The sequence below is a fragment of the Ruegeria sp. SCSIO 43209 genome (assembly GCF_019904295.1).
Classification (GTDB): Bacteria; Pseudomonadota; Alphaproteobacteria; order Rhodobacterales; family Rhodobacteraceae; genus Ruegeria.
In genome coordinates, this window is the sequence record NZ_CP065359.1 from 394,616 (window position 1) to 415,831 (window position 21,216).

The window sequence follows — 21,216 nt, forward strand, 5'->3', positions numbered from 1 at the left end:
CTACAACCGGATTTTGCACCGGCTGTAAGCGATTGTCAGGTAAGGAATTCCAACGCCCGTTCAAAGATCTGCGGATCCACGTTGCCGCCCGAGGCGACTACGATCACCGCATTCCCATCAATCTGATCCTTGCGAAACAGGGCAGAGGCCAGCGAAACCGCTCCTCCGGGTTCCAGCACGATCTTCAGACGCAGAAACGCAAAGGCCATGGCGCGTAGGGATTCCTGTTCAGATACCGACAGACCAGGGCCGCAAAGCCGCTGCAGGATGGGAAAGGTTATCTGCCCCGGCTGTGGCGTCAGGATTGCGTCGCAGATGTTTCCCGAAGTAGCGTCGTTGCTTTGGATCGTCCCGCTTGCCAGCGAGCGTTTCACGTCTTCGAACCCTTCAGGCTCGCATGGACGAGGGCGCAGACCGGGCGCGTGACGCTCTAACGCCAGCGCGATACCAGATGTCAGCCCGCCGCCGCCACAGCAGATCAGAACGTCACCTTCGGTCACGCCCAGCGCCCGTGCCTGACGCGCCAGCTCCAGTCCCGTTGTTCCCTGGCCAGCGATCACTTGCGGTTCGTCATAAGGCCTGATCAAGGTCAAACCGCGCTCGGCAGCCAATGCCTCGCCGATGTCTTCGCGGCTTTCGCTGGCGCGGTCATAAAGGACGACCTCACCGCCCAGCGCGCGGGTGTTTTCAATCTTCAGCTTCGGCGCATCCGAGGGCATGACGATGACGGACGAGACTCCATGTTGAGCCGCTGCATAGGCAACACCCTGTGCGTGATTGCCCGAGGAATAGGCGATGACGCCCCGGTTGCGCGCCGCTTCATCCAATGCCGAAATAGCTGACCACGCGCCGCGAAATTTGAAACTGCCGGTGTGTTGCAGGCATTCGGGTTTGATCAGCACGCGGCGACCCGCGATTTCATCCAGGAAAGGCGATGACAGAAGCGGCGTCTCGCGCACGTGACCTTTCAGCCGCTCGGCGGCGGCTTCGATCATGTCTATGTTGCTCATTTGGCGTCCAGTATCTTGCGGATCAGGTCTAGGGATTGAGGCTCGTTCAGGAACGGGACATGTCCTCGGCCCGGCACTTCGGTCGAGATCAATTCGGGGTGGTGTGCGTGCATCATTTGCACTGTGGCAGCGCTTAAAAGGTCAGAGTTTGCGCCGCGGATCACACCGGTGGGGATCGTGCTCAGGGCGTCGAACAAAGGCCACAGGTCCGGTGCCGGGGTGATGGCGGCCTGCTCGATCAACGCTTGTCGCAATGCGGGGTCATAGCGCAACTCCAGCCCGGTTCCGGTCTGGATGTATTGATGTTCTACCTGCTGTTTCCAGACGTCCTGAGCGATGCCCGGGAACTGAGGTGCCATCATCGCGTGCAGGACCTGCGCAGCCTCATCATAGGATTGTGAACTTGGGGGATTGCCGACATAGTCCATAATCTTGGCAATGCCACCGGGTTCGATCACCGGGCCAACGTCGTTCAGGATAACACCTGCCAGCCGGTCAGGATGGCTGGCGGCCAGCGCCATGGCGACCAGCCCCCCGCGTGATGTGCCCAACAGGGTCACTTTCTTCAAGCCCAGTTGATCCAGCAGTTCAACCGCATCCTGTCCTTCGCGCAGGATGTTGTAATTCATGTAGTTCGCATCAAAATCGGACTTGCCGCGCCCGCGATAATCCATCGCAATCATACGAAGATCACTCATATGTGGCGCAAGAAATGAAAAGTCGCGGCAGTTGCGCGTCAAGCCAGCCAAGCAAAGCAGAGGATGGCCCGTGCCGGTATCTTCATAGTACAGGCGTTTGCCGTCCGAGGTGGTGAAATATGCCATCAAAGCCCTGCCAATTGAGGGATCGTCGTCAGGTCTGGCAGCACATGTGCAGGTTTCCACGGCAGACGGTCCATTGGTTCGCCAGCGCGGTTGACCCAAGCTGTGACAAATCCATAGCCACTGGCCCCGGCAGCGTCCCACCCGTTTGAGCTGACGAACAGCACTTCATCGCGCGCGCAGCCGAAGCGGTTCTGCACCAGATCGTATACGCTGGCATGGGGTTTGAAGACCCCCACGCTTTCGACCGACAGAACATCATCCAGCACATCACCGATCGCGGCAGACTGCACCGCCCCGTTCAGCATCGGGGGTGAACCGTTGGACAGGATGGCGGTCTGCAACCCACCGGCCTTCAGCGCCTTCAACATATCGGGGACCTCGGGATAGGCCTGCAACTCCCAATACAAATCGAGCAGACGCTGCCGAAGGGTGTTATCCCCCTGAAGGCCTACCGCTTCCAAGGCCCAATCCAGCCCATCTTGCGTGACATCCCAAAAGTCACAATGCGCATCAGCGACAGCACGCAACCAAGTATATTGCAGTTGCTTTAAACGCCAGTGATTGGCCAACTCGGGCCATTTATCAGCCAACGTTTCGAACTCCGGTTCCGCTGCGGCCTGCCTTGCGGCGGCGGCCACGTCAAACAGAGTGCCATAAGCGTCGAATATACACGTGGTGATAGCCATCCGATCCTCCCCTGATCGGGCGCAGGTAATCACAACCGGTTCCGGGGTTAAAGAGGGCAGGGTTTACAATGCTGTGTCAGCCTCTAGGCTGCGCCGTTCATTTCTTTTCAGGCCGGAGGCCATCATGACCGCAATCAAACAAGGCGACACGGTTCGCATCCACTACACCGGAACTCTGCTGGACGGCAAAGTCTTCGACAGTTCCGAGGGGCGCGATCCGTTGGAGTTTGCGGTTGGTTCCGGGCAGATCATACCCGGTCTGGACGCTGCCCTGCCGGGCATGGAGATTGGCGAGAAGAAGCGTGTCGAGATCGATTGCGTTGACGCCTATGGCCCGATCAATCCGGGCATGCGGCAGCAGATCCCGCGTGAAGGCATCCCGGATGACATTCCGCTTGAACCGGGCACGCAGTTACAGATGCAAACTCCTGACGGTCAGGCATTGCCAGTGACTGTCGTCGAGGTAGATGAGGCGACAGTGACCTTGGATGCAAATCATCCACTAGCGGGGCAAGATCTGGTCTTCGATATCGAAATCGTTTCGATCAACTGATGCTGATTGGATCAAAGGCCCGGGATATGTGACAACAACGGCTCAATCGCATCGCGCACGGGCGGTTGGGTCAGAAACACAAAGGCAATCAGCAGCGATGTGAGAATCAGCAGCAAAAGACGCGCACGTCCGCTTCCTGATTTGCGTTTCAAAGCTGGCGAGCGCGTGTTGCTCGCAAGGATCTGTTCAAGTTTGCTCATATCGTAATCCCTGCGGGGCAAAGATGTTCAAATCTTGGCAGCCGCAGGGAAAGATATGGTCACATGGCCTCTGGCTGGGGCATGCCCAGAATATGATACCCGCCATCGACGCGGATGATCTCACCCGAAGTATAGCTGCCGGCGTCGGACGCAAGATACACGGCGGTGCCTCCGACGGCCTCCAGCGTGGCATTCGAACGCATAGGTGCGTTCTGGTCGCAGAACTTGTAGGTCTTGCGTGCACCACCAATAGCCGCACCTGCCAATGTTTTCATCGGGCCGGGCGAGATGGCGTTCACGCGAATACCCTCGGGGCCCAGATCGTTCGCCAGATAGCGCGTCGCCGATTCCAGCGCAGCCTTGGCGACGCCCATGACATTGTAGTTTGGTACAACCTTGTTCGACCCCTGATAGGTCAGGGTCAACAACGTGCCGCCATTGTCCTTCATCAGCGGATAAGCGCGACGGGCAACTTCGATGAACGAATAGGCCGACACATCCAGCGAGTGTTTGAAGTTTGCCCGCGTGGTGTTCAAGAATCGACCGGTCAGTTCGGACTTGTCCGAATAAGCGATAGCGTGGACAACAAAATCTATTGTTGGCCAGCGGGCGGACAACTCGCCAAACGCGCGATCCAGTGAATCATCATCGGTCACATCCGCATCGACCATGAAGTCGCTGCCCAAGCTTTGGGCCAGCGGTTCGAGCCGTTTGCCAAATGCCTCGCCCTGATAGGTGAAAGCCAGCTCAGCGCCCGCTTCGTGCATGGCTTTGGCGATGCCCCACGCGATAGAGCGGTCATTAGCCACGCCCATGATCAGGCCGCGTTTACCCTTGAGAATATCCGACATCTTGTTCACCCGTTATACTTCGACAGAACCATGGATCCGTTGGTGCCGCCAAAGCCGAAGCTATTGGTCATCACGCTGTCCAAGCCTGCGTTTTCAACCACTTGAGTTGCAATTTCACCGGGCAGGATGCCGTCGGCAAGTGTGTCGACATTGATCGACGGAGTAATGAAATCATGTTCCAGCATGAGCAGGCAGAAGATCGCCTCAAGCGCCCCCGCTGCGCCTTGCGCGTGACCGGTCATCGATTTTGTCGATGAAATCGGAGGCACACTGCCTTCACCAAAGATACGGCGTACGGCTTCGACTTCTCCGACGTCGCCCACTGGGGTCGAGGTGCCGTGGGCATTGATATAGCCGACCTTGCGGCCTTCGGGCACGGTCGACAGCGCCAGACGCATCGCGCGCTCGCCGCCTTCGCCGGATGGTGCCACCATGTCGTGCCCATCAGATGTCGCGGCATAGCCGGTTACTTCGGCATAGATTTTCGCACCGCGCGCCAGCGCATGCTCGAGGTCTTCCAGAACCACGATGCCGCCACCGCCGGAAATCACAAATCCGTCGCGGTTCTGATCGAATGCGCGCGAGGCTTTATCAGGTGTGTCGTTGTACTTGGACGACATCGCACCCATCGCGTCGAACAGGCAGGACAGGGTCCAGTCCAGCTCTTCTCCTCCACCTGCGAACATCACATCCTGCTTTCCCAGCATGATCTGTTCAGCCGCATTGCCGATGCAGTGCAGCGAGGTCGAGCAGGCCGACGTGATCGAGTAGTTGATACCTTTGATTTTGAACGCGGTCGCCAAGTTCGCAGAAATCGTCGAACACATGCACTTTGGCACTGCAAACGGGCCGATCCGTTTGGTTGCGCCGGTTTTCAGCACGGTTTGGTGCGCAGTCAACATCGCGCTGGTCGATGGTCCACCCGAACCTGCCACCAGACCTGTGCGCGGATTGACCACCTGATCTTCGGTCAGCCCGGCGTCCGCGATGGCCTGATTCATCGCGATATGGGCATAGGCAGCACCCGGACCCATGAACCGCAGGGTCCGCTTGTCCACGTGATCGGCCACATCGATTTTCAGCGAACCGGCGATCTGGCTGCGAAAGCCGTGCTCGACCATCTGTTCGCTTGCTACGATGCCGGATTTGCCTGCTTTGAGCGAGGCGAGCACCTCTTCGGCATTGTTCCCGATCGAGGACACAACCCCCAGACCGGTGACGACTACTCGACGCATGTGCGTACTCCTTATTGCGGCCGGTCAGGCTCAGGCGTCTGACAGAACGACCTTCATATCCTTGACGTCGTATATCAATTCGCCATCGGCTTCGACGATGCCATCTGCCACACCCATGGTCAGGCGGCGCGTCTGGATCGCCTTTTTGAAATCAATCTTATAGGTCAGCATCTTCCGGTCCGGGCGCACCATGCCGGTCAACTTGACCTCTCCGACGCCAACGGCCATGCCACGTCCTTGCCAGCCGCGCCAGCCGAGGTTGAAGCCGGTCAGTTGCCACAAACCGTCCAGGCCCAGACAGCCGGGCATGATCGGATTGCCAGGGAAATGGCAGTCAAAGAACCAAAGCTCAGGTGTGATATCGAATTCGGCCAGCACATGACCCTTGCCATGCGCTCCACCGTCGCCGGAAATCTCGGTAATGCGGTCCATCATCAACATCGGCGGAGCCGGCAACTGCGCGTTGCCAGGGCCAAATAGTTCGCCGCGGGCGCATTTCAGCAGATCGTCCTTGTCAAAACTGCTCGGGAATTGGGCCATTCTGCCGCCTCTCCTGCCTGGGTCCGTTTATTACATCTGGCCTCGTCTATCACCCGTATGCAAGGTCCTGCAAGACCAGCACTCCATATCTTGTTGTGACTACAATATTCTTTGCGAATGAATTTCATTTGAAATTGCAGGCAGGGCGCACTTATATTAAGGGCAGCAAAACACAGGTATCGGATTCATGACACCTCAGAGCCGTGAGATCGCTGCAAATTGGTTGGTTGACGCAGGTTTGCGCCCCACGCGCCAAAGGGTTGCTTTGGCCGAATTGCTTGTGGGCGACGGTCTGCATCGTCATGTGACAGCGGAAAGCCTGTTTGAATCCGCAAAAGCCAAAGGTGACGCGGTTTCGCTGGCGACCGTATACAACACATTGCGGGCGTTTTGCGATGCCGGGGTGCTTCAAGAGATCACTGTTGACGGGTCCAAAAGCTATTTCGACACCAACACGCATGACCATCCGCATTTCTATTGGGAAGACGAAAGCCGTCTGAGCGATGCACCATCCGATCAATTGGTAATCCAACAATTGCCGGAAGCTCCTGAAGGCGTCGAAATCGCATCGGTCGATGTGGTGATCCGCCTGCGGAAGAAGTAACCTCTAATCCTTAAATAACAACGTAACCAACGCATGCTCAGCCTGCGTGATCAGCGGATCAGTCGGCCCCGTGCCATGCCGTGCCAATACAACAGATTCGGTTGCATCTGGATCGGTGATCGGCAGGCTTATCACGCGGACCTGATCATAGCTGAAGCCGTTTTTAGGGCTGGTATAGCTTATCCCGATGCCTTCCCCATGAGCGGCCAGACTGCGCGAAAGCTCCAATGATTCCGCTCGGTGCGAGATTGTGGGGTTCAAACCTTTGCGTCTGAAAAGCGCGAGTACATGCTGTGCAGACAAACCCTCTTTAGACAGAATCAGTGGATATGACGCTAGCTCGGTCAGGGTGAGCTGATTGGCCGCCGCCAGTGTATGATCAGGTGAAAGCAGTGCGTGTGGGGTGCTGTCGAACAACTTCTTGCAGGAAAAACCGGCATCCATGCCGAGGTCATAGGTGAGTGCAAAATCGTATCTGCCATCGATCAAGCCGGAAATCAGGCCTTCGAACGTCTCAACCCCGTGTGTCAGGGCGACGTCGGGCAAAGCTTCTTGCAGGCGGTGCAGAGATTGGGCCAGAAGAAAGGGTGCCAGATCGACAAAGCATCCCAGGCGCAATCGGCGTTCGCCGGTTATCGGCTGCTTTGACTGTTCCAAAAGCGCAGCTCGCTTCAACAAGGCCTCGGCCTCTTCGATGAATTTGCGGCCCTGCGGGGTCAGCGCCATCGCGGCACCCCGTCTTCGCGCAAACAGTGGATATCCCAAACGTGATTCGACCCGGGTCAGCGCATTGGACAAGGCAGGTTGCGAGACATTTAGGCGTTGTGCCGCAGCAGACAGGCTGCCATGCCGACCGATGGCGCAAACATATTCGTATTGGCGCAGAGTGAGGTATAACATAGAGTTAATACCTAAATTGAAAGATATGATTTGAACAGATGTCTTATTCATGCGCAGATCGGGCGACAAATCTAAGGAGACCGCAATGACTCACCCTCTTGTTTCTCAGGCCATGATCGACAACTTCCAGACGGACGGCGTTGTGTTGGTTAAAGGCCTGTTCGCCGATCATATTGAAACCCTACGGGCCGGGGTTGCCGCGAATATGGCCGAGCCGGGTCCTTATGCTTCGGAGAACAGGAAAGATGGCGAAACCGGCCGTTTTTTTGACGACTATTGCAACTGGTCCCGTATCCCGCAGTTTCGTGAAGTGATCGAAAAATCTCCTGCTGCTGAAGTAGCGGCCGACCTCATGCAGTCGCAATCTGTGCAGATGTTCCATGACCATGTTCTGGTGAAGGAACCCGGAACCTCGATGGCAACGCCGTGGCATCAGGATGGGCCATACTATTTTGTGGATGGTCAACAGAATATCAGCTTCTGGTCACCGTTGGATCCGGTGAAACAAGCGACCTTGCGCTGCGTTGCCGGTTCGCACCGCTGGGAAAAAGAAGTGCTACCTACCCGCTGGGTCTCGGAAGAAGGTTTCTTCCCTGACGAGGGCCAGTACATGCCGATTCCGGACCCAGATGCCGAAAGGATGAAGATTGTAGAATTTGAAATGGAGCCCGGTGATGCAGTGGCCTTCAACTATCGCACGCTACACGGGGCCCGAGGCAATACTTCCGATAGCCGACGCAGGGCATTTTCGCTGCGATTGGTTGGTGATGATGCACGTTATGTCGAGCGTCCAGGCCGGACTTCGCCGCCATTTCCGGGACATGAAATGGTGCCTGGGCAAAGGCTGCGCGAGGACTGGTTCCCAGTTCTGCTACAGCGTTAGAACCTAGAACCACTGGCCCGATTCGATCAGGCCCAGATCCAGCAATTGGCGCGAATCCCACTCGAACGGAGTTGAGTGGTTCCAGCAGAAGTTGGAGATATCAAACGTCGATCCGGCGTTCGTCTTCAATGCTTTGGCCGCCCGGAACGAACAGATCGCGGCGGTCAGGTTGTTGTGCCACGGGCAGGCATAGGTGTTGTATTCCGGCTCATTGAAAGTGTGATCAGGCAGAAGTCTCAGATCGGGTTTTGCTTTGAACAGCGAAATCCGATCGATCCGGCGTCGTTCATACGGGATATGATCTTCGAACCGCCAGCGCAGACCACCGGACATATCCAGTTGCCGCTCTAGCGGCTTGCCAGATGCGTCATGCCGCGTGTGGGCGTAGTATCCGGTCTTGTCCAGCATTGCGTGATCGGGGGCCACTCCGTTTGGATAGGCCGTCAGATCATTCGCATAAAGATCGATCACATGGGTCAGCATGGCCTGGCGCCGTTCTTCAGAATGGAAGGCCAGTAACTCTCCGACCGAGCGGGTCTCGCAGAAAGGGTAGAACAGATATTCAGAGTTGTAGCAGTAGTATACCCATGCACCCTGAGCCGCCTGAATGATCCGATTGACGGCCTCAAATACGACGGTTCTCGGCGCGCAGGTCATCGTCACTCGATGAACCCTTTCCTCCAGCGCTTCATCCAGCGTGAATTCCTGGGGCAGGAATGTGATCACGGATTTGAACCCCAGCTTCAAATGATGGTGCAGCGTCCCTTCTAGCTCGACATTATCTTCGGCAAATATCAGTGCCACGGGTCCCTCGCTCAGGATCGACCGATCGGATTTCAGAAGATGATCAAGGGATTCGTACTGCATCGTTGGTTTCGTTGCCGCCTTGCTGGAAATTCCCGCCAAATTCGGGTAATTGCGCCAGCATTGCAAGCGGCGTTCGATACGTATAGACGACGCCGACCCAGCGACTGCAAAGGCCAACCCATGTCTGAACCGAAAAAGCTGTTTATCAAGACCTATGGCTGTCAGATGAACGTCTATGACAGCGAACGCATGGCCGAAGCGCTGGGCGGACAGGGCTATGTCGAGACCAAATCGCCCGATGATGCGGATATGATCCTGCTCAATACCTGCCACATTCGAGAAAAGGCAGCTGAGAAAGTCTATTCCGAACTGGGCCGTTTCAAGGGCCTCAAGGCGGAAAAGCCGGACCTTAAAATCGGTGTCGCAGGTTGCGTCGCTCAGGCCGAAGGCGAGGAAATCATCCGCCGCCAGCCGCTTGTCGATCTGGTGGTGGGGCCACAAAGCTATCATCGCCTGCCCGAGATGGAGGCGAAGACGCGCGCGGGTGAAAAGGCGCTGGATACCGAGTTCCCCGAAGAAGACAAATTCGAAAAGCTCAAGAACCGCCCCAAGGCCAAGCGCGGACCGACGGCATTTCTGACCGTGCAGGAGGGGTGTGACAAGTTCTGTGCCTTCTGCGTTGTGCCCTATACACGCGGGGCCGAGGTCAGCCGCCCGGCAGATCGCATCCTGCGTGAGGCCCGCGATCTGGTTGAACGCGGTGTGCGTGAGATCACGCTGCTGGGGCAGAACGTCAATGCCTATCACGGGGCTGGACCGGACGGAGACATGACCCTTGCCGGTCTGATCTGGGAATTGAACAAGGTCGACGGGCTAGAGCGCATACGCTTTACCACCTCGCACCCGAACGACATGGATGATGCGCTGATCGAAGCGCATGGCACCTGTGAGAAGTTGATGCCATATCTGCATTTGCCGGTGCAGTCGGGGTCGGACAAAATCCTAAAGCGGATGAACCGCAGCCACACGGCTGAAAGCTATCTCCGATTGATCGAGCGTATCCGAGAAGCGCGCCCCGATATTCTGATGTCCGGCGATTTCATCGTGGGCTTCCCGGAAGAAACGGAAGAGGATTTTCAGGCTACTCTGGATTTGGTCGAAGAGGTCAAATACGGCTACGCCTATTCCTTCAAATACTCGACGCGACCCGGCACACCTGCAGCAGAACGGCCACAGGTCGAGGCCGAAGTGGCGGATGAACGCCTGCAGCGCTTGCAAGGGTTGATCACTCGCCACCAGCGCGAGATTCAGGACTCGATGGTCGGAAAGACAGTTAATGTCCTGTTTGAAAAGCCTGGGCGGCAACCGGGCCAGATGGTTGGAAAATCCGAGTATCTGCATGCGGTTCACGTCGCTGACGCTGATATCGCGAGCGGCGACTTACGTAAGGTAAGGATAAAATCGTCTGGCGCGAACTCGCTGGGTGGTGCGTTGGTCTGATCCCTTGTGGCTGGCCCGCAAAGGGTTTTCGCCTTGAAATTTAACCCTTGATTTATGGCTTGGAACTATGTTCCGAGGAAGGCTAGATTTTTCTGGGCCGAATTTTGGGTGTCGACAAACGCACCGACCCCGCCTGACGGCCCGCCTTTGCGGAGGGTACGAGTAGTGAGCTGGATACGTTTTCCGAGTGTAAACCTTTCCCGTGTTTTGTCGGCGACTGTCGTGTTTCTATCTTGCGCTGCCCCGACTTTGGCCGGCGATGTCGTCGGGGAAGTCACTGAGCCCGACGTAATCTCGTCTCAGCGTTTCGCGCGCGACGTCAATGCGTTCTATCTGGGGGTCAGCGCCGGACATGCCTCGGGCGGTTCGGACGAGTTTGGCCTGCGCGTGAACGACGGAGACACGTTTGCTGCGGGCGACCTTAAGCCAAGCGGAAATTTCGCAGGTTTTCGCGGTGGCTGGCGCGGCATTCTGCCAGCCAGAGGTGGGCGCGACTATGTGTATGGGCTGGAAGTCGGCTATGACTTTGGCACGCTCGATGACATCACCTCGTCCCGATCCGGTGGGGCAGAGGTCAGCGGCAGATCCGCGATCTCGGATGTATTGTCCATCCGCCTGCGGAACGGGCTTACCAACCGCAGCGGCAGTGTCCTCTATTTCGTGACTGTGGGTTATGTCCGCGGCGATATCACCACGTCAGGCTCACTAACTGATGCAAGCGGGACAAGCCGATTTGAGAGCGAGGACCGCCGACAAGGTTTCTCGGCCAGCTTGGGCGCTGAACACAAACTGAACGAAAATTGGTCGATCACCGGCGAGATCGAGTATCTGCAGTTCGAATCAAAAACGGTCGAACTGGGTCCGTCATTCTCGACCAAATCGACGCCAAGCTATCGCGGACTGCGGATCGGGTTGAACTATACATTCTGATATCCGCGCGATTGGCGTTTAAAGTTGGCTGTTTCAGCGTTCATCGGCGCATTTGTCATGAGGTGTGCAAATTTTGAAACTGCCGCTTGCGTCTACCTCTACAGTTTGTCTACGCTCAAGATGAAACGCCAAGACAGGAGAACGGATTGGCCATCGGTGCCCTGACCCCACCGCAAGATGACATGCCCCAGCGTGAGGCGCTTGTTGAATTCCCCGACAACAGATTATTGATCGATTTATGCGGTGAATATGACCGCAACCTGACCGATATCGAACAGAAGCTCTCGGTGCAGATTGTGCGACGCGGCAATCAGCTTGTCGTGCTGGGCGACGAGGATTCGCAAAAGCAGGCGATTGAGGTTCTACAGGCCCTCTATACAAGGCTCGAAGGTGGGCGTGATGTGGAAGCCGCAGATGTCGACCGCGAGTTGCGCATGGGCAATTCCGAGGTCGGAACTGGCACGCGCGATGGTGACCAGCTTGAGATGTTCAAGGGTGGCACGGTCGAGATCAAGACACGCAAAAAACTGGTCGAGCCGCGCACCGACGCCCAGAAGGCCTATGTGCAGTCGCTGTTCAACAACGAACTGGCCTTTGGCATTGGACCCGCGGGCACCGGCAAAACCTATCTGGCCGTTGCGGTCGGGGTGTCCATGTTCATTGGCGGGCACGTTGACCGCATCATTCTCAGCCGTCCGGCGGTCGAGGCCGGTGAAAAGCTCGGTTACCTGCCCGGTGACATGAAGGATAAGGTCGATCCCTACATGCAGCCGCTTTATGACGCGCTGAATGATTTCCTGCCCGGAAAACAACTTGCCAAGCTGATCGAAGAAAAGCGGATCGAGATTGCTCCGCTTGCCTTCATGCGCGGTCGTACGCTGGCAAATGCATTTGTGGTGCTGGACGAGGCGCAGAATGCCACAACGATGCAGATGAAGATGTTCCTGACCCGGCTTGGTGAAGGTAGTCGGATGGTTATCACCGGCGACCGGTCTCAGGTTGACCTGCCGCGCGGTGTGCAATCGGGTCTCAAGGATGCCGAACGGTTGCTGAAAACGATCCCGAATATCAGCTTCAACTATTTCACCTCGAAAGATGTCGTCCGCCATCCGCTTGTCGCCGCCATTATCGAGGCGTATGAGGCCGATGCGGGGCGCGAAACCGGATAACTTTCAAGGCGCCGATTGAAGCTGGGCTCGGAGCCAAAGGTATGAATCTGGAAATCACGCTTGAGGATGATCGCTGGCGCGGGCTGGAGCCTTTGGCCACGCGCGCAATTGCTGCTGTTCTGGAGTATTGCGATCTTGAGGCGGATCAATGCGAAATCAGCTTGCTGGGCTGCGATGATGCACGGATCGCTGAATTGAATGCTGAATTTCGTGAAAAATCCACGCCGACCAACGTCCTCAGCTGGCCTGCCGAAGAACTGGCCCCGGATCGGGCGGGAGACACTCCGCCGGCTCCGCAACCTGACTTTACTGGCGAAATCGTGCTGGGCGACATTGCGATCTCGTATGACACCTGCGCGCGCGAAGCAGCTGAAGCCGGCAAAAGCACCGACGATCACGTGACGCATCTGATCGTTCACGGTACACTACATTTGCTGGGGTATGATCACATTCGTGACCTCGACGCCACTTTGATGGAAAGGGTCGAGGTCGAGATACTTGGCAAACTGGGTATAGATGACCCATATAATGTATGACATGGGCACCTTTGCCCGATCATTTGGAACAGGATAATGGGCGAAACAGACGGCAGTTCTAGGGCGGCGCATGGCGCGCATTCTCAGAACAGCAGCAATGACAGCGACGAAAGAGGCGGGCTTTTTTCTCGACTCATCGACGTATTTTCTTCTCAGGGCGAAGAGACCAGCCAGCTAAACGGGGCAGAGGTCGTCAGCGCTCAGCCAAGGGGCATGATCAACCTGCGCAGAATGCGGGTCGAAGATGTTGCGATCCCAACAGCCGAAATCGTATCGGTCCCCTCGACAACCCCGAAAGACGAACTTGTCCAGATTTTCCGCGACAGCGGCTTGTCACGCATTCCTGTTTACGACGGCACGTTGGATACGCCCTTGGGGTTTGTGCATCTCAGGGACTTTGCGCTGACCCATGGCTTTAACGGCAATTCCTCCGAGTTCGATCTGAGGTCGATGCTGCGGACATTGCTGTTCGTGCCACCATCGATGCCAATTGGCGTTTTGCTGACCAAGATGCAGACAGAACGTCGCCATATGGCTCTGGTGATCGATGAATACGGTGGAGTCGATGGTTTGCTGACTATCGAAGATCTGATTGAACAGGTTGTCGGAGAAATCGCCGACGAACATGATGCCGACGAAGATCAACTATGGATACAAGAGAAACCCGGCTGCTACGTGGTTCAGGCGCGTGTACCACTTGAAGAGTTCGAGGCCGAGATTGGCCGCTCTCTGACCAGCCACGAAGATGTAGACGAAGAAGAGATCGACACATTGGGCGGTTTGGTCTTCATGCTCTCGGGGCGGGTTCCGGCGCGTGGTGAGGTTGTATGCCACCCCGAAGGGCCCGAGTTCGAGGTCATTGACGCAGACCCGCGCCGCATAAAACGGTTGCGTGTCATGCTGCCGGATATTGTTGCATGAACCCTGCCGAGGGGTGGCCCTTTTGGCTGCGGTTGGTGCTGGCGGCGCTGTTGGGTGTCGCAGCGGCCAGTGGTCAGGCACCATTGGGATATTGGCCAATAAGCTTGCTGTCGCTGGTGCTGATAGCGCCGTTGTATCTGAGCACTGAGACAAATCGCCGAGCGGGTTTGCTGGGTTGGGTCTTTGCAACGGGCTATTTTGCGCACGCATTAAGCTGGATAATCGAGCCGTTTCTGGTTGATGTCCAACGCCATGCGTGGATGGCCCCTTTTGCACTGATCTTCTTGTCAGGCGGGTTGGCCTTGTTCTGGGCGTTGGCCTTCGGAGTTTCGAAACGCATCGGTGGAGCGCCCGTCTTGCAGGGGGCATTGCTGTCTGTAACGCTGGCGCTGGTCGAGTTTGCGCGTGGCTACATTCTGACCGGATTTCCTTGGGCAGGCATCGCGCAGATTTGGGTGGATACGCCATTTGCCCAGACTCTGTCACTTGTCGGCCCTTATGGATTGGGAGCGCTGACACTGCTTGCCACAGTGCCATTGGGCGCAGCCTTGTTCAGCAATCGGACCCGAAGCGGCATCGTTGTACCGATCGCGTTGACCGCAGGCTGTGCGGCCTTGGCTTTGCTCTATGCAGCGAACCGACCTCCTGTCATGCCCTCTGGTCATATCGTGCGGCTGATTCAACCCAATGCACCCCAGGACCAGAAATGGGATCCTGCCTATGCGTCAGTGTTTTTCGCACGCCAACTTGAATTCACAGCGGCCGAGCCCCGCCCGGACCTAATCGTCTGGCCGGAAACCTCGGTCCCGGCATGGTTGGGCAGCGCGCAGCCCTATCTTTCAGCAATTGGCGAAGCTGCACAGGGCACCCCGGTAGTCCTGGGCATTCAGCGTGCCGATGGGCAGCAGATCTATAACTCGATGATCTATCTAAATGAGGAGGGTCAGCAAGACGGGCTATACGATAAACATCACTTGGTGCCCTTTGGGGAATATGTGCCATTTGGTGAAGTGATGGCAAGGTTCGGCATCTACGGGATGGCCGCAACCACAGGGAATGGCTTTAGCGCGGGACTGGGTGCCGCATTGATGGATGTAGGCGTGCTTGGCAAGGCGCTGCCGCTGATCTGCTACGAGGCGGTATTCACGCAGGATATTTTATCCGCGCCGGATCGTGCGGATTTTCTTTTGCAGATTACAAACGACGCTTGGTTCGGAACGCGTTCCGGCCCGTATCAGCACCTCGCCCAGGCGCAGATGCGTGCAATCGAACAAGGCCTGCCGATGTTGCGCTCGGCCAATACCGGAGTTTCGGCAATGATTGACCCAGCGGGGCAGATCACCGAGGCGCTGGCGCTTGGGCAGGCGGGGTTTATCGACGCCGAATTGCCGCGCCCACAAACTCCGACCGTTTATTCCCGAATTGGTGATAGTCCGGTATTAGTAGCTCTATTGGTGCTATTCGCGCTGCTATGGCGACACACCCGGCGCGTAAACGACCAAATTCCGATTGACCCTGTCAAACGCTAAGCGTATTCGGTCGCACGCCTGTCACAACGGCTTCCTGACGTGGTGGGGTAAACTTAATGGAGCACATTCATGTCCCGACAGAATTATACTTTTACTTCGGAGTCCGTTTCCGAAGGACACCCGGATAAGGTCTGCGATCGTATTTCCGATGCAGTACTAGACGCATTCTTGCGCGAAGAACCTGAGGCCCGCGTTGCATGCGAAACTTTTGCCACCACGGATCGCGTAGTAATCGGCGGTGAAGTGGGTCTGTCGGATCAGGACAAGTTGCATGATTATATGGCGCATATCGACGATATCGCGCGGGCATGTATCAAAGATATCGGCTACGAGCAGGACAAGTTTCACCACGAAACCGTCGAAGTGACTAACCTGTTGCACGAGCAGTCGGCCCATATCGCGCAAGGCGTGGATGCTGCCGATAACAAAGACGAAGGTGCAGGCGATCAGGGCATCATGTTCGGCTATGCCACGACCGAGACGCCAGCGCTTATGCCTGCACCGATCCAATACTCGCATGCTATCCTTCGCCGTCTCGCTGAAGTTCGCAAAAATGGCAGTGAACCCGCCCTTGGCCCGGATGCAAAATCACAGTTGTCTGTTATCTATCGCGACGGCACGCCAGTCGGTGTCAGCTCTATCGTGCTGTCGACGCAGCACATGGATGAGGCGCTGACCTCGGGTGATATTCGCGCCATTGTCGAGCCCTATATCCGTGAAACCCTCCCTGACGGCTGGCTGACCGCCGAAACCGAATGGCACGTGAATCCCACCGGCAAGTTCGTCATCGGCGGTCCGGATGGTGATGCGGGTCTGACCGGTCGCAAGATCATCGTCGACACTTATGGCGGTGCAGCACCTCACGGTGGTGGCGCATTCTCGGGCAAAGACCCAACCAAAGTGGACCGCTCGGCGGCTTATGCGGCGCGGTATCTGGCTAAAAATGTTGTGGCCGCAGGCATGGCTGAGCGCTGCACCATCCAGCTGAGCTATGCGATTGGTGTATCCAAACCGTTGTCGATCTACGCCGACACGCACGGAACCGGCCAGATTGCAGATGCAGTGATCGAAAGGGCGGTTGGGCAGGTGATGGACCTGACTCCGCGCGGAATTCGCCAACATCTGCAACTCAACAAGCCGATTTATCAGAGGACCGCTGCTTATGGCCACTTTGGTCGTGAACCCGATGCGGACGGCGGATTTAGCTGGGAGCGCACCGATCTGGTGGACGCGCTGAAACAGGCGGTCTGATCAACAATTAGAAAAACGCGCCGGTTTCGGCGCGTTTTTTGCAAGTCGGCGACCACTTGCAACAATTTCAGCCCCGCAGTAAGGGCTGCGCCATGAGTACAAAGACCCCACAACGCCCGCGCAGAAATTTTTATGGCCGCTTTAAGGGCAAAACCCTGAAGCCCAGTCAAAAGACTTATCTGTCGGAAGATCTTGCTGCCTTGTCCCCCGGTGCGGTGGATTGGGACGGTAATCCTGAACGCGATCCGCTTGATCTCGACGGTCTATTCAGAGGCAAGCCTGTTTGGCTTGAGGTCGGCTTTGGCGGCGGTGAGCATCTGGTGCATCAGGCTCAGCAAAACCCGGATATCGGCATCATCGGAGCCGAACCCTATATCAATGGTGTTGCGATGCTGTTGGGTAAAATCCGTCAGGCCGGTGTTGAAAACCTTGCCGTACATCCCGGGGACGCGCGAGACTTGTTCGACGTTTTGCCAGAAGCCAGCATATCGCGCGCTTTTCTGCTCTATCCCGATCCATGGCCCAAAACACGGCATCACCGCCGTCGGTTTGTCACACCTGAACACCTGGAGCCCTTGGCGCGCGCGTTAAAGCCAGGGTCGATCTTTCGCGTTGCCACAGACATCCCTGACTATGTGCGCCAAACGCTGGAAGAGGTGCCGCGGGCGGGCTTCGAATGGCTGGCCGAGCGCCCCGCCGACTGGCGTGAGCCGTGGGATGACTGGATTTCCACGCGCTACGAACAGAAGGCGCTGCGCGAAGGCCGTACACCCCATTACCTGACCTTCCGCCGCAAAGACTGATTGTCGCTGGACCAACCGGCCCCAATTCGCTAATCGGCCTGAGGACTGATAGCGAAAACAGGAGCCCCCATGTCCGGACACGGCACGCCCATCCCGATGACGTCGCAGCCTTGCGGCCCGCTGACAGGCACCGCAGAGGTGCCCGGGGACAAGTCGATCTCGCACCGGTCCCTGATCCTGGGGGCAATGGCTGTGGGAGAAACCAAGATATCGGGCCTGCTGGAAGGCGAGGACGTATTGGACACCGCTAAGGCCATGCGTGCCTTTGGAGCCGAAGTAACGGATCATGGCGGTGGCGAATGGTCGGTGCATGGCGTAGGCGTTGGTGGTTTTTCCGAACCAGATCAGGTAATCGATTGTGGCAATTCGGGCACTGGCGTGCGCCTGATCATGGGGGCGATGGCGACTTCTCCGATCACAGCGACCTTCACCGGAGATGCGAGCCTGAACAAACGTCCGATGGCGCGGGTCACCGATCCGCTGGCGCTGTTCGGAACGCAATCTGTCGGCCGAGACGGTGGACGTCTGCCGATGACCATTGTCGGAGCTGCGGACCCCACCCCGGTGCGCTATGAGGTGCCTGTGCCTTCGGCGCAGGTGAAATCCGCCGTTCTGCTGGCAGGGCTGAACGCTCCCGGCAAGACCATCGTGATCGAGAAGGAAGCGACCCGCGATCATTCCGAACGGATGCTTGCGGGCTTTGGTGCCGAAATCACGGTCGAGGACACGGATGAAGGGCGCGTTATCACGCTGACCGGTCGGCCCGAGCTGAAGCCACAAGTCATCGCCGTGCCGCGCGACCCGTCCAGTGCGGCCTTCCCCGTCTGTGCCGCACTGATCACACCGGGCTCGGACGTGTTGGTCCCCGGTATCGGCCTGAACCCGACCCGCGCAGGCCTGTTCACCACGCTGCGCGAAATGGGTGCCGATCTGAACTACGAAAACGAGCGCGAAGAAGGGGGTGAGCCGGTTGCCGATCTGCGTGCAAAATACTCGCCCAACATGAAGGGGATCAATGTCCCGCCCGCGCGCGCGGCGTCGATGATCGATGAATACCCGGTGCTGTCTGTTGTGGCCGCAAATGCGACGGGCACAACAATGATGGGCGGCGTGAAAGAACTGCGCGTCAAGGAAAGTGACCGGATCGACGCAATGGCCCGTGGCCTGCGCGCCAACGGTGTGACCGTGAACGAAGGTGACGAATGGTGGTCAGTCGACGGTCTCGGCATCGGCGGTGTGCCCGGTGGTGGGACCTGCGAAAGCTTCTTGGACCACCGCATTGCCATGTCGTTCATGGTCATGGGGATGGGGGCTAAAAAGGCGGTTTCGGTGGATGACGGCGGACCGATCGCAACGTCGTTCCCGATTTTTGAGCCTTTGATGGCCGCGCTCGGTGCCAAGGTCGAGCGTACATGAGATTCACCGTAGCTATCGACGGCCCTGCGGCGGCGGGCAAGGGGACGATTTCCAAGGGCGTTGCCGCGCATTTCGGGTTTGCGCATCTGGATACCGGTCTTCTCTATCGCGCGGTGGGGCGTCGTATGCTGCAAGGTGACGAACCGGTTGCAGCGGCAGGGTCCCTGACAGCAGAAGAATTGCAGCAGGGTGATCTGCGTACGGCTGAGATCGCACAGGCGGCCTCGAAAGTTGCGGTCATTCCTGAAGTCCGAAGCGCACTCGTTGATTTTCAGCGGGCGTTTGCCCGTCGCGCCGGAGGCGCCGTGCTGGACGGGCGCGATATTGGAACCGTGATTTGCCCAAACGCTGAGGTCAAACTGTTTGTCACCGCCAGTCCCGAAGTCCGGGCGGAACGGCGATATCTTGAGCTTTCGGCCAAAGGTTCGGACGTGTCACGCGAACAGGTGCTTGCGGATGTCAAAGAGCGTGACTCACGTGACGCGGATCGCAACACTGCGCCGATGAAACCTGCAGATGACGCCGTGCAGCTTGATACGTCAAACCTGAGCATTGAGGCCGCGCTGGCACGGGCGCTCGAAACAATTGAACAGAACCTGCCCGCAGCCTGAAGTGGATGCGGACAGGTGTCCGTTAACTACAATTCACCAACTGCGATGCTCTTGATGTTGGTCCACTGGTCATCTGCGGTTTTAGCGGTGCCGGTGACGTCTTTCAGGAAAGCAGCGCGGGTATCAGCATTCAGGAACAGATACAGCTTGCCGTCTGCGAACAGGTACTGATCCGGGTCGCCGTCGAACTTTTTGCCAACAGACACCCCGAACGAACAATAGCCACCGTGCTGGGGCAAGTAAGCCGCCGGATTGGCCTCGAACGCTTCAAGGTTTTCCGCGCTGGTGAAGTAATAGGATGCGCCGTCATAAGTCGCCGAATGATTGGCGAAGCCTTCGACCGGATTGCCATTGTTGACAAGCGCGACCAGATCGACGCCATGGGCTGCCAGGGGTGCACCAGCCGCCGACAGGCCTTTGGAGACGTTGATTTCGTCTGCGGCAAAAGCCGGAGCTGCCAGGGCCAGAGTTGCGGCTAATGCAGTAAGTGCGAGCGATTTCATAGTAGGGGTCCTTTCCATTTTTGGTTCAAGGCTCGGGTCCGCCCCAAGCCGATGTAACTAAGTTAGAAAAGGTTATTCGGACGGGTAATCGCAGATAGGTCATGAGATTTTGCAGATCGTCCAAAGATCAGAGCGTTTTGCAAAAACTGTTCACATAGCTTTGTTTGGCCACCTGTCCGATGGCCGCCTAAGCTTGTTGGACAACCGTAGGAGTGGCCCATGATCAGACTAGCCCTGTTTTTGTTCTTTCTTGCAGGTAGCGTAGCTGCGCAGCAATCAGACGCGCCGGTGCCCGAGGCCGAACCTCCGATGACTTACGAGCGTCTGGGAAAAATCATCTTCGCACTGGACCCCCAGGCGCAACCGATCGGGCCGGGGTTTGAGTTGACGATATCTGATGTGACGGTGCTGGTTGTCACCGATACCAATGCTGACCGCATGCGGGCGATGGTCGCGATCGGCAGTGCTGCGGATTTGTCGCCAGCCGATTTGCAACGGATGATGCAGGCAAATTTCGACAGCACGCTGGATGCGCGCTATGCGATCGCAAATGGCACCTTATGGGCTGCGTTCATTCACCCGCTTTCGCTGTTGCAAAGGGATCAGTTGATCTCGGGTCTGGCCCAGACTGTGAATATCGCCAACACCTATGGCACATTGTACACCGGTGGTGCGGCGGAATTCGGAGGGGGCGACAGCAATGATCTGCAGCGTGAGCTGATCGAAGAACTTCTGAAGAAGGGCGAGGAAATCTGACGCTTGTCCAAAGTAGGCGCATAGCCTGAATTCTGATGACGAATGTGCCTGCGACCATGGGTGTCATAGGCTCTAGCTGGATGCTTGAAAGCTGTTATAGTCTTCCCACAGCTAAATAAGGGAAAGCTGCTGTTAAATCCCCATCACTCAAAAAAAGGGGAGGCAGCTACAAAATCCCAAGCCAACAGGGACAAAAAA

24 protein-coding genes and 1 riboswitch are annotated in these 21,216 nt (G+C 57.1%); of the genes, 14 read left to right on the plus strand and 10 right to left on the minus strand.

Annotated elements, in window-relative coordinates:
- Positions 1–35: 35 nt before the first annotated feature.
- From I5192_RS01985 to I5192_RS01995, 3 genes are read right to left on the minus strand one after another with little or no spacing between them, the layout of a single operon-like run.
- Positions 36–1,010, minus strand: coding sequence for a threonine/serine dehydratase (locus I5192_RS01985; protein WP_223117636.1), 975 nt, complete (start codon positions 1,008–1,010; stop codon positions 36–38).
- Positions 1,007–1,834, minus strand: coding sequence for an alpha/beta fold hydrolase (locus I5192_RS01990; protein ID WP_223117637.1), 828 nt, complete (start codon positions 1,832–1,834; stop codon positions 1,007–1,009). The genes I5192_RS01985 and I5192_RS01990 overlap by 4 nt, the downstream gene beginning before the upstream one ends.
- A complete protein-coding gene (locus tag I5192_RS01995; RefSeq protein WP_223117638.1) occupies positions 1,834–2,520 on the minus strand; it encodes a haloacid dehalogenase type II in 687 nt (228 codons plus the stop codon). The genes I5192_RS01990 and I5192_RS01995 overlap by 1 nt, the downstream gene beginning before the upstream one ends.
- 124 nt (positions 2,521–2,644) lie before the next feature.
- Here I5192_RS01995 and I5192_RS02000 point away from each other — a divergent pair, with 124 nt between their 5' ends.
- Positions 2,645–3,073 (plus strand): peptidylprolyl isomerase, encoded by a 429-nt coding sequence (locus I5192_RS02000; protein ID WP_170397592.1) that lies wholly within the window; start codon positions 2,645–2,647, stop codon positions 3,071–3,073.
- An 11-nt stretch (positions 3,074–3,084) separates the two neighbouring features.
- On the opposite strand, the gene I5192_RS02005 is transcribed toward I5192_RS02000, so the two are convergent.
- From I5192_RS02005 to fabA, 4 genes are read right to left on the minus strand one after another with little or no spacing between them, the layout of a single operon-like run.
- On the minus strand, positions 3,085–3,273 hold the full coding sequence (locus I5192_RS02005) for a hypothetical protein (protein WP_170397589.1): 189 nt from the start codon (positions 3,271–3,273) through the stop codon (positions 3,085–3,087).
- A gap of 59 nt (positions 3,274–3,332) precedes the next feature.
- On the minus strand, positions 3,333–4,124 hold the full coding sequence (locus I5192_RS02010; RefSeq protein WP_170397587.1) for an enoyl-ACP reductase: 792 nt from the start codon (positions 4,122–4,124) through the stop codon (positions 3,333–3,335).
- Positions 4,125–4,129: 5 nt separating this feature from the next.
- Entirely contained in the window at positions 4,130–5,359 is a 1,230-nt protein-coding gene (gene fabB / locus I5192_RS02015) for a beta-ketoacyl-ACP synthase I (RefSeq protein ID WP_170397584.1), read from the minus strand.
- A 30-nt stretch (positions 5,360–5,389) separates the two neighbouring features.
- On the minus strand, positions 5,390–5,899 hold the full coding sequence (gene fabA / locus I5192_RS02020; protein WP_170397581.1) for a bifunctional 3-hydroxydecanoyl-ACP dehydratase/trans-2-decenoyl-ACP isomerase: 510 nt from the start codon (positions 5,897–5,899) through the stop codon (positions 5,390–5,392).
- A 187-nt stretch (positions 5,900–6,086) separates the two neighbouring features.
- On the opposite strand from fabA, the gene irrA reads away from it, so the two are divergent.
- Positions 6,087–6,503 carry an iron response transcriptional regulator IrrA gene (gene irrA, locus I5192_RS02025; protein WP_170397577.1) on the plus strand — a complete coding sequence of 139 codons (417 nt, stop codon included), beginning with the start codon at positions 6,087–6,089 and terminating at the stop codon, positions 6,501–6,503.
- A 3-nt stretch (positions 6,504–6,506) separates the two neighbouring features.
- On the opposite strand, the gene I5192_RS02030 is transcribed toward irrA, so the two are convergent.
- A complete protein-coding gene (locus I5192_RS02030) occupies positions 6,507–7,403 on the minus strand; it encodes a LysR family transcriptional regulator (RefSeq protein ID WP_170733299.1) in 897 nt (298 codons plus the stop codon).
- 85 nt (positions 7,404–7,488) lie between these two features.
- On the opposite strand from I5192_RS02030, the gene I5192_RS02035 reads away from it, so the two are divergent.
- Positions 7,489–8,286, plus strand: a complete 798-nt coding sequence (locus I5192_RS02035; RefSeq protein WP_223117640.1) for a phytanoyl-CoA dioxygenase family protein — start codon at positions 7,489–7,491, stop codon at positions 8,284–8,286.
- A gap of 3 nt (positions 8,287–8,289) precedes the next feature.
- Here the strand turns inward: I5192_RS02035 and I5192_RS02040 are convergent, their stop codons facing one another.
- The gene (locus tag I5192_RS02040) at positions 8,290–9,153 is read right to left on the minus strand and encodes a hypothetical protein (RefSeq protein WP_223117641.1); all 864 of its coding nucleotides are present in this window, start codon (positions 9,151–9,153) and stop codon (positions 8,290–8,292) included.
- A 120-nt stretch (positions 9,154–9,273) separates the two neighbouring features.
- Between I5192_RS02040 and miaB the strand changes: the two genes are divergently transcribed.
- From miaB to cmk, 10 genes are all read left to right on the plus strand, one after another.
- A complete protein-coding gene (miaB, locus tag I5192_RS02045) occupies positions 9,274–10,593 on the plus strand; it encodes a tRNA (N6-isopentenyl adenosine(37)-C2)-methylthiotransferase MiaB (RefSeq protein WP_223117642.1) in 1,320 nt (439 codons plus the stop codon).
- Between the two features lie 165 nt (positions 10,594–10,758).
- Positions 10,759–11,523 carry an outer membrane protein gene (locus I5192_RS02050; protein WP_170511305.1) on the plus strand — a complete coding sequence of 255 codons (765 nt, stop codon included), beginning with the start codon at positions 10,759–10,761 and terminating at the stop codon, positions 11,521–11,523.
- Between the two features lie 146 nt (positions 11,524–11,669).
- The gene (locus I5192_RS02055; protein WP_170404555.1) at positions 11,670–12,692 is read left to right on the plus strand and encodes a PhoH family protein; all 1,023 of its coding nucleotides are present in this window, start codon (positions 11,670–11,672) and stop codon (positions 12,690–12,692) included.
- A gap of 41 nt (positions 12,693–12,733) precedes the next feature.
- Entirely contained in the window at positions 12,734–13,228 is a 495-nt protein-coding gene (gene ybeY / locus I5192_RS02060) for an rRNA maturation RNase YbeY (protein WP_170404552.1), read from the plus strand.
- Between the two features lie 36 nt (positions 13,229–13,264).
- Positions 13,265–14,149 (plus strand): hemolysin family protein, encoded by an 885-nt coding sequence (locus I5192_RS02065; protein ID WP_170397541.1) that lies wholly within the window; start codon positions 13,265–13,267, stop codon positions 14,147–14,149.
- Positions 14,146–15,678, plus strand: a complete 1,533-nt coding sequence (gene lnt / locus I5192_RS02070) for an apolipoprotein N-acyltransferase (protein WP_223117643.1) — start codon at positions 14,146–14,148, stop codon at positions 15,676–15,678. The genes I5192_RS02065 and lnt overlap by 4 nt, the downstream gene beginning before the upstream one ends.
- Before the next feature lie 15 nt (positions 15,679–15,693).
- Positions 15,694–15,742: riboswitch (SAM-SAH riboswitch) on the plus strand.
- A gap of 5 nt (positions 15,743–15,747) precedes the next feature.
- On the plus strand, positions 15,748–16,929 hold the full coding sequence (gene metK / locus I5192_RS02075; RefSeq protein ID WP_223117644.1) for a methionine adenosyltransferase: 1,182 nt from the start codon (positions 15,748–15,750) through the stop codon (positions 16,927–16,929).
- A 92-nt stretch (positions 16,930–17,021) separates the two neighbouring features.
- Entirely contained in the window at positions 17,022–17,732 is a 711-nt protein-coding gene (gene trmB, locus I5192_RS02080; RefSeq protein ID WP_170511477.1) for a tRNA (guanosine(46)-N7)-methyltransferase TrmB, read from the plus strand.
- A 69-nt stretch (positions 17,733–17,801) separates the two neighbouring features.
- The gene (aroA, locus tag I5192_RS02085) at positions 17,802–19,148 is read left to right on the plus strand and encodes a 3-phosphoshikimate 1-carboxyvinyltransferase (protein WP_223117645.1); all 1,347 of its coding nucleotides are present in this window, start codon (positions 17,802–17,804) and stop codon (positions 19,146–19,148) included.
- Positions 19,145–19,759, plus strand: coding sequence for a (d)CMP kinase (cmk, locus tag I5192_RS02090; RefSeq protein WP_170397526.1), 615 nt, complete (start codon positions 19,145–19,147; stop codon positions 19,757–19,759). The genes aroA and cmk overlap by 4 nt, the downstream gene beginning before the upstream one ends.
- 26 nt (positions 19,760–19,785) lie before the next feature.
- On the opposite strand, the gene I5192_RS02095 is transcribed toward cmk, so the two are convergent.
- A complete protein-coding gene (locus tag I5192_RS02095) occupies positions 19,786–20,262 on the minus strand; it encodes a YHS domain-containing (seleno)protein (RefSeq protein ID WP_223117646.1) in 477 nt (158 codons plus the stop codon).
- 219 nt (positions 20,263–20,481) lie between these two features.
- On the opposite strand from I5192_RS02095, the gene I5192_RS02100 reads away from it, so the two are divergent.
- Entirely contained in the window at positions 20,482–21,018 is a 537-nt protein-coding gene (locus I5192_RS02100) for a hypothetical protein (RefSeq protein ID WP_223117647.1), read from the plus strand.
- Positions 21,019–21,216: the final 198 nt, after the last annotated feature.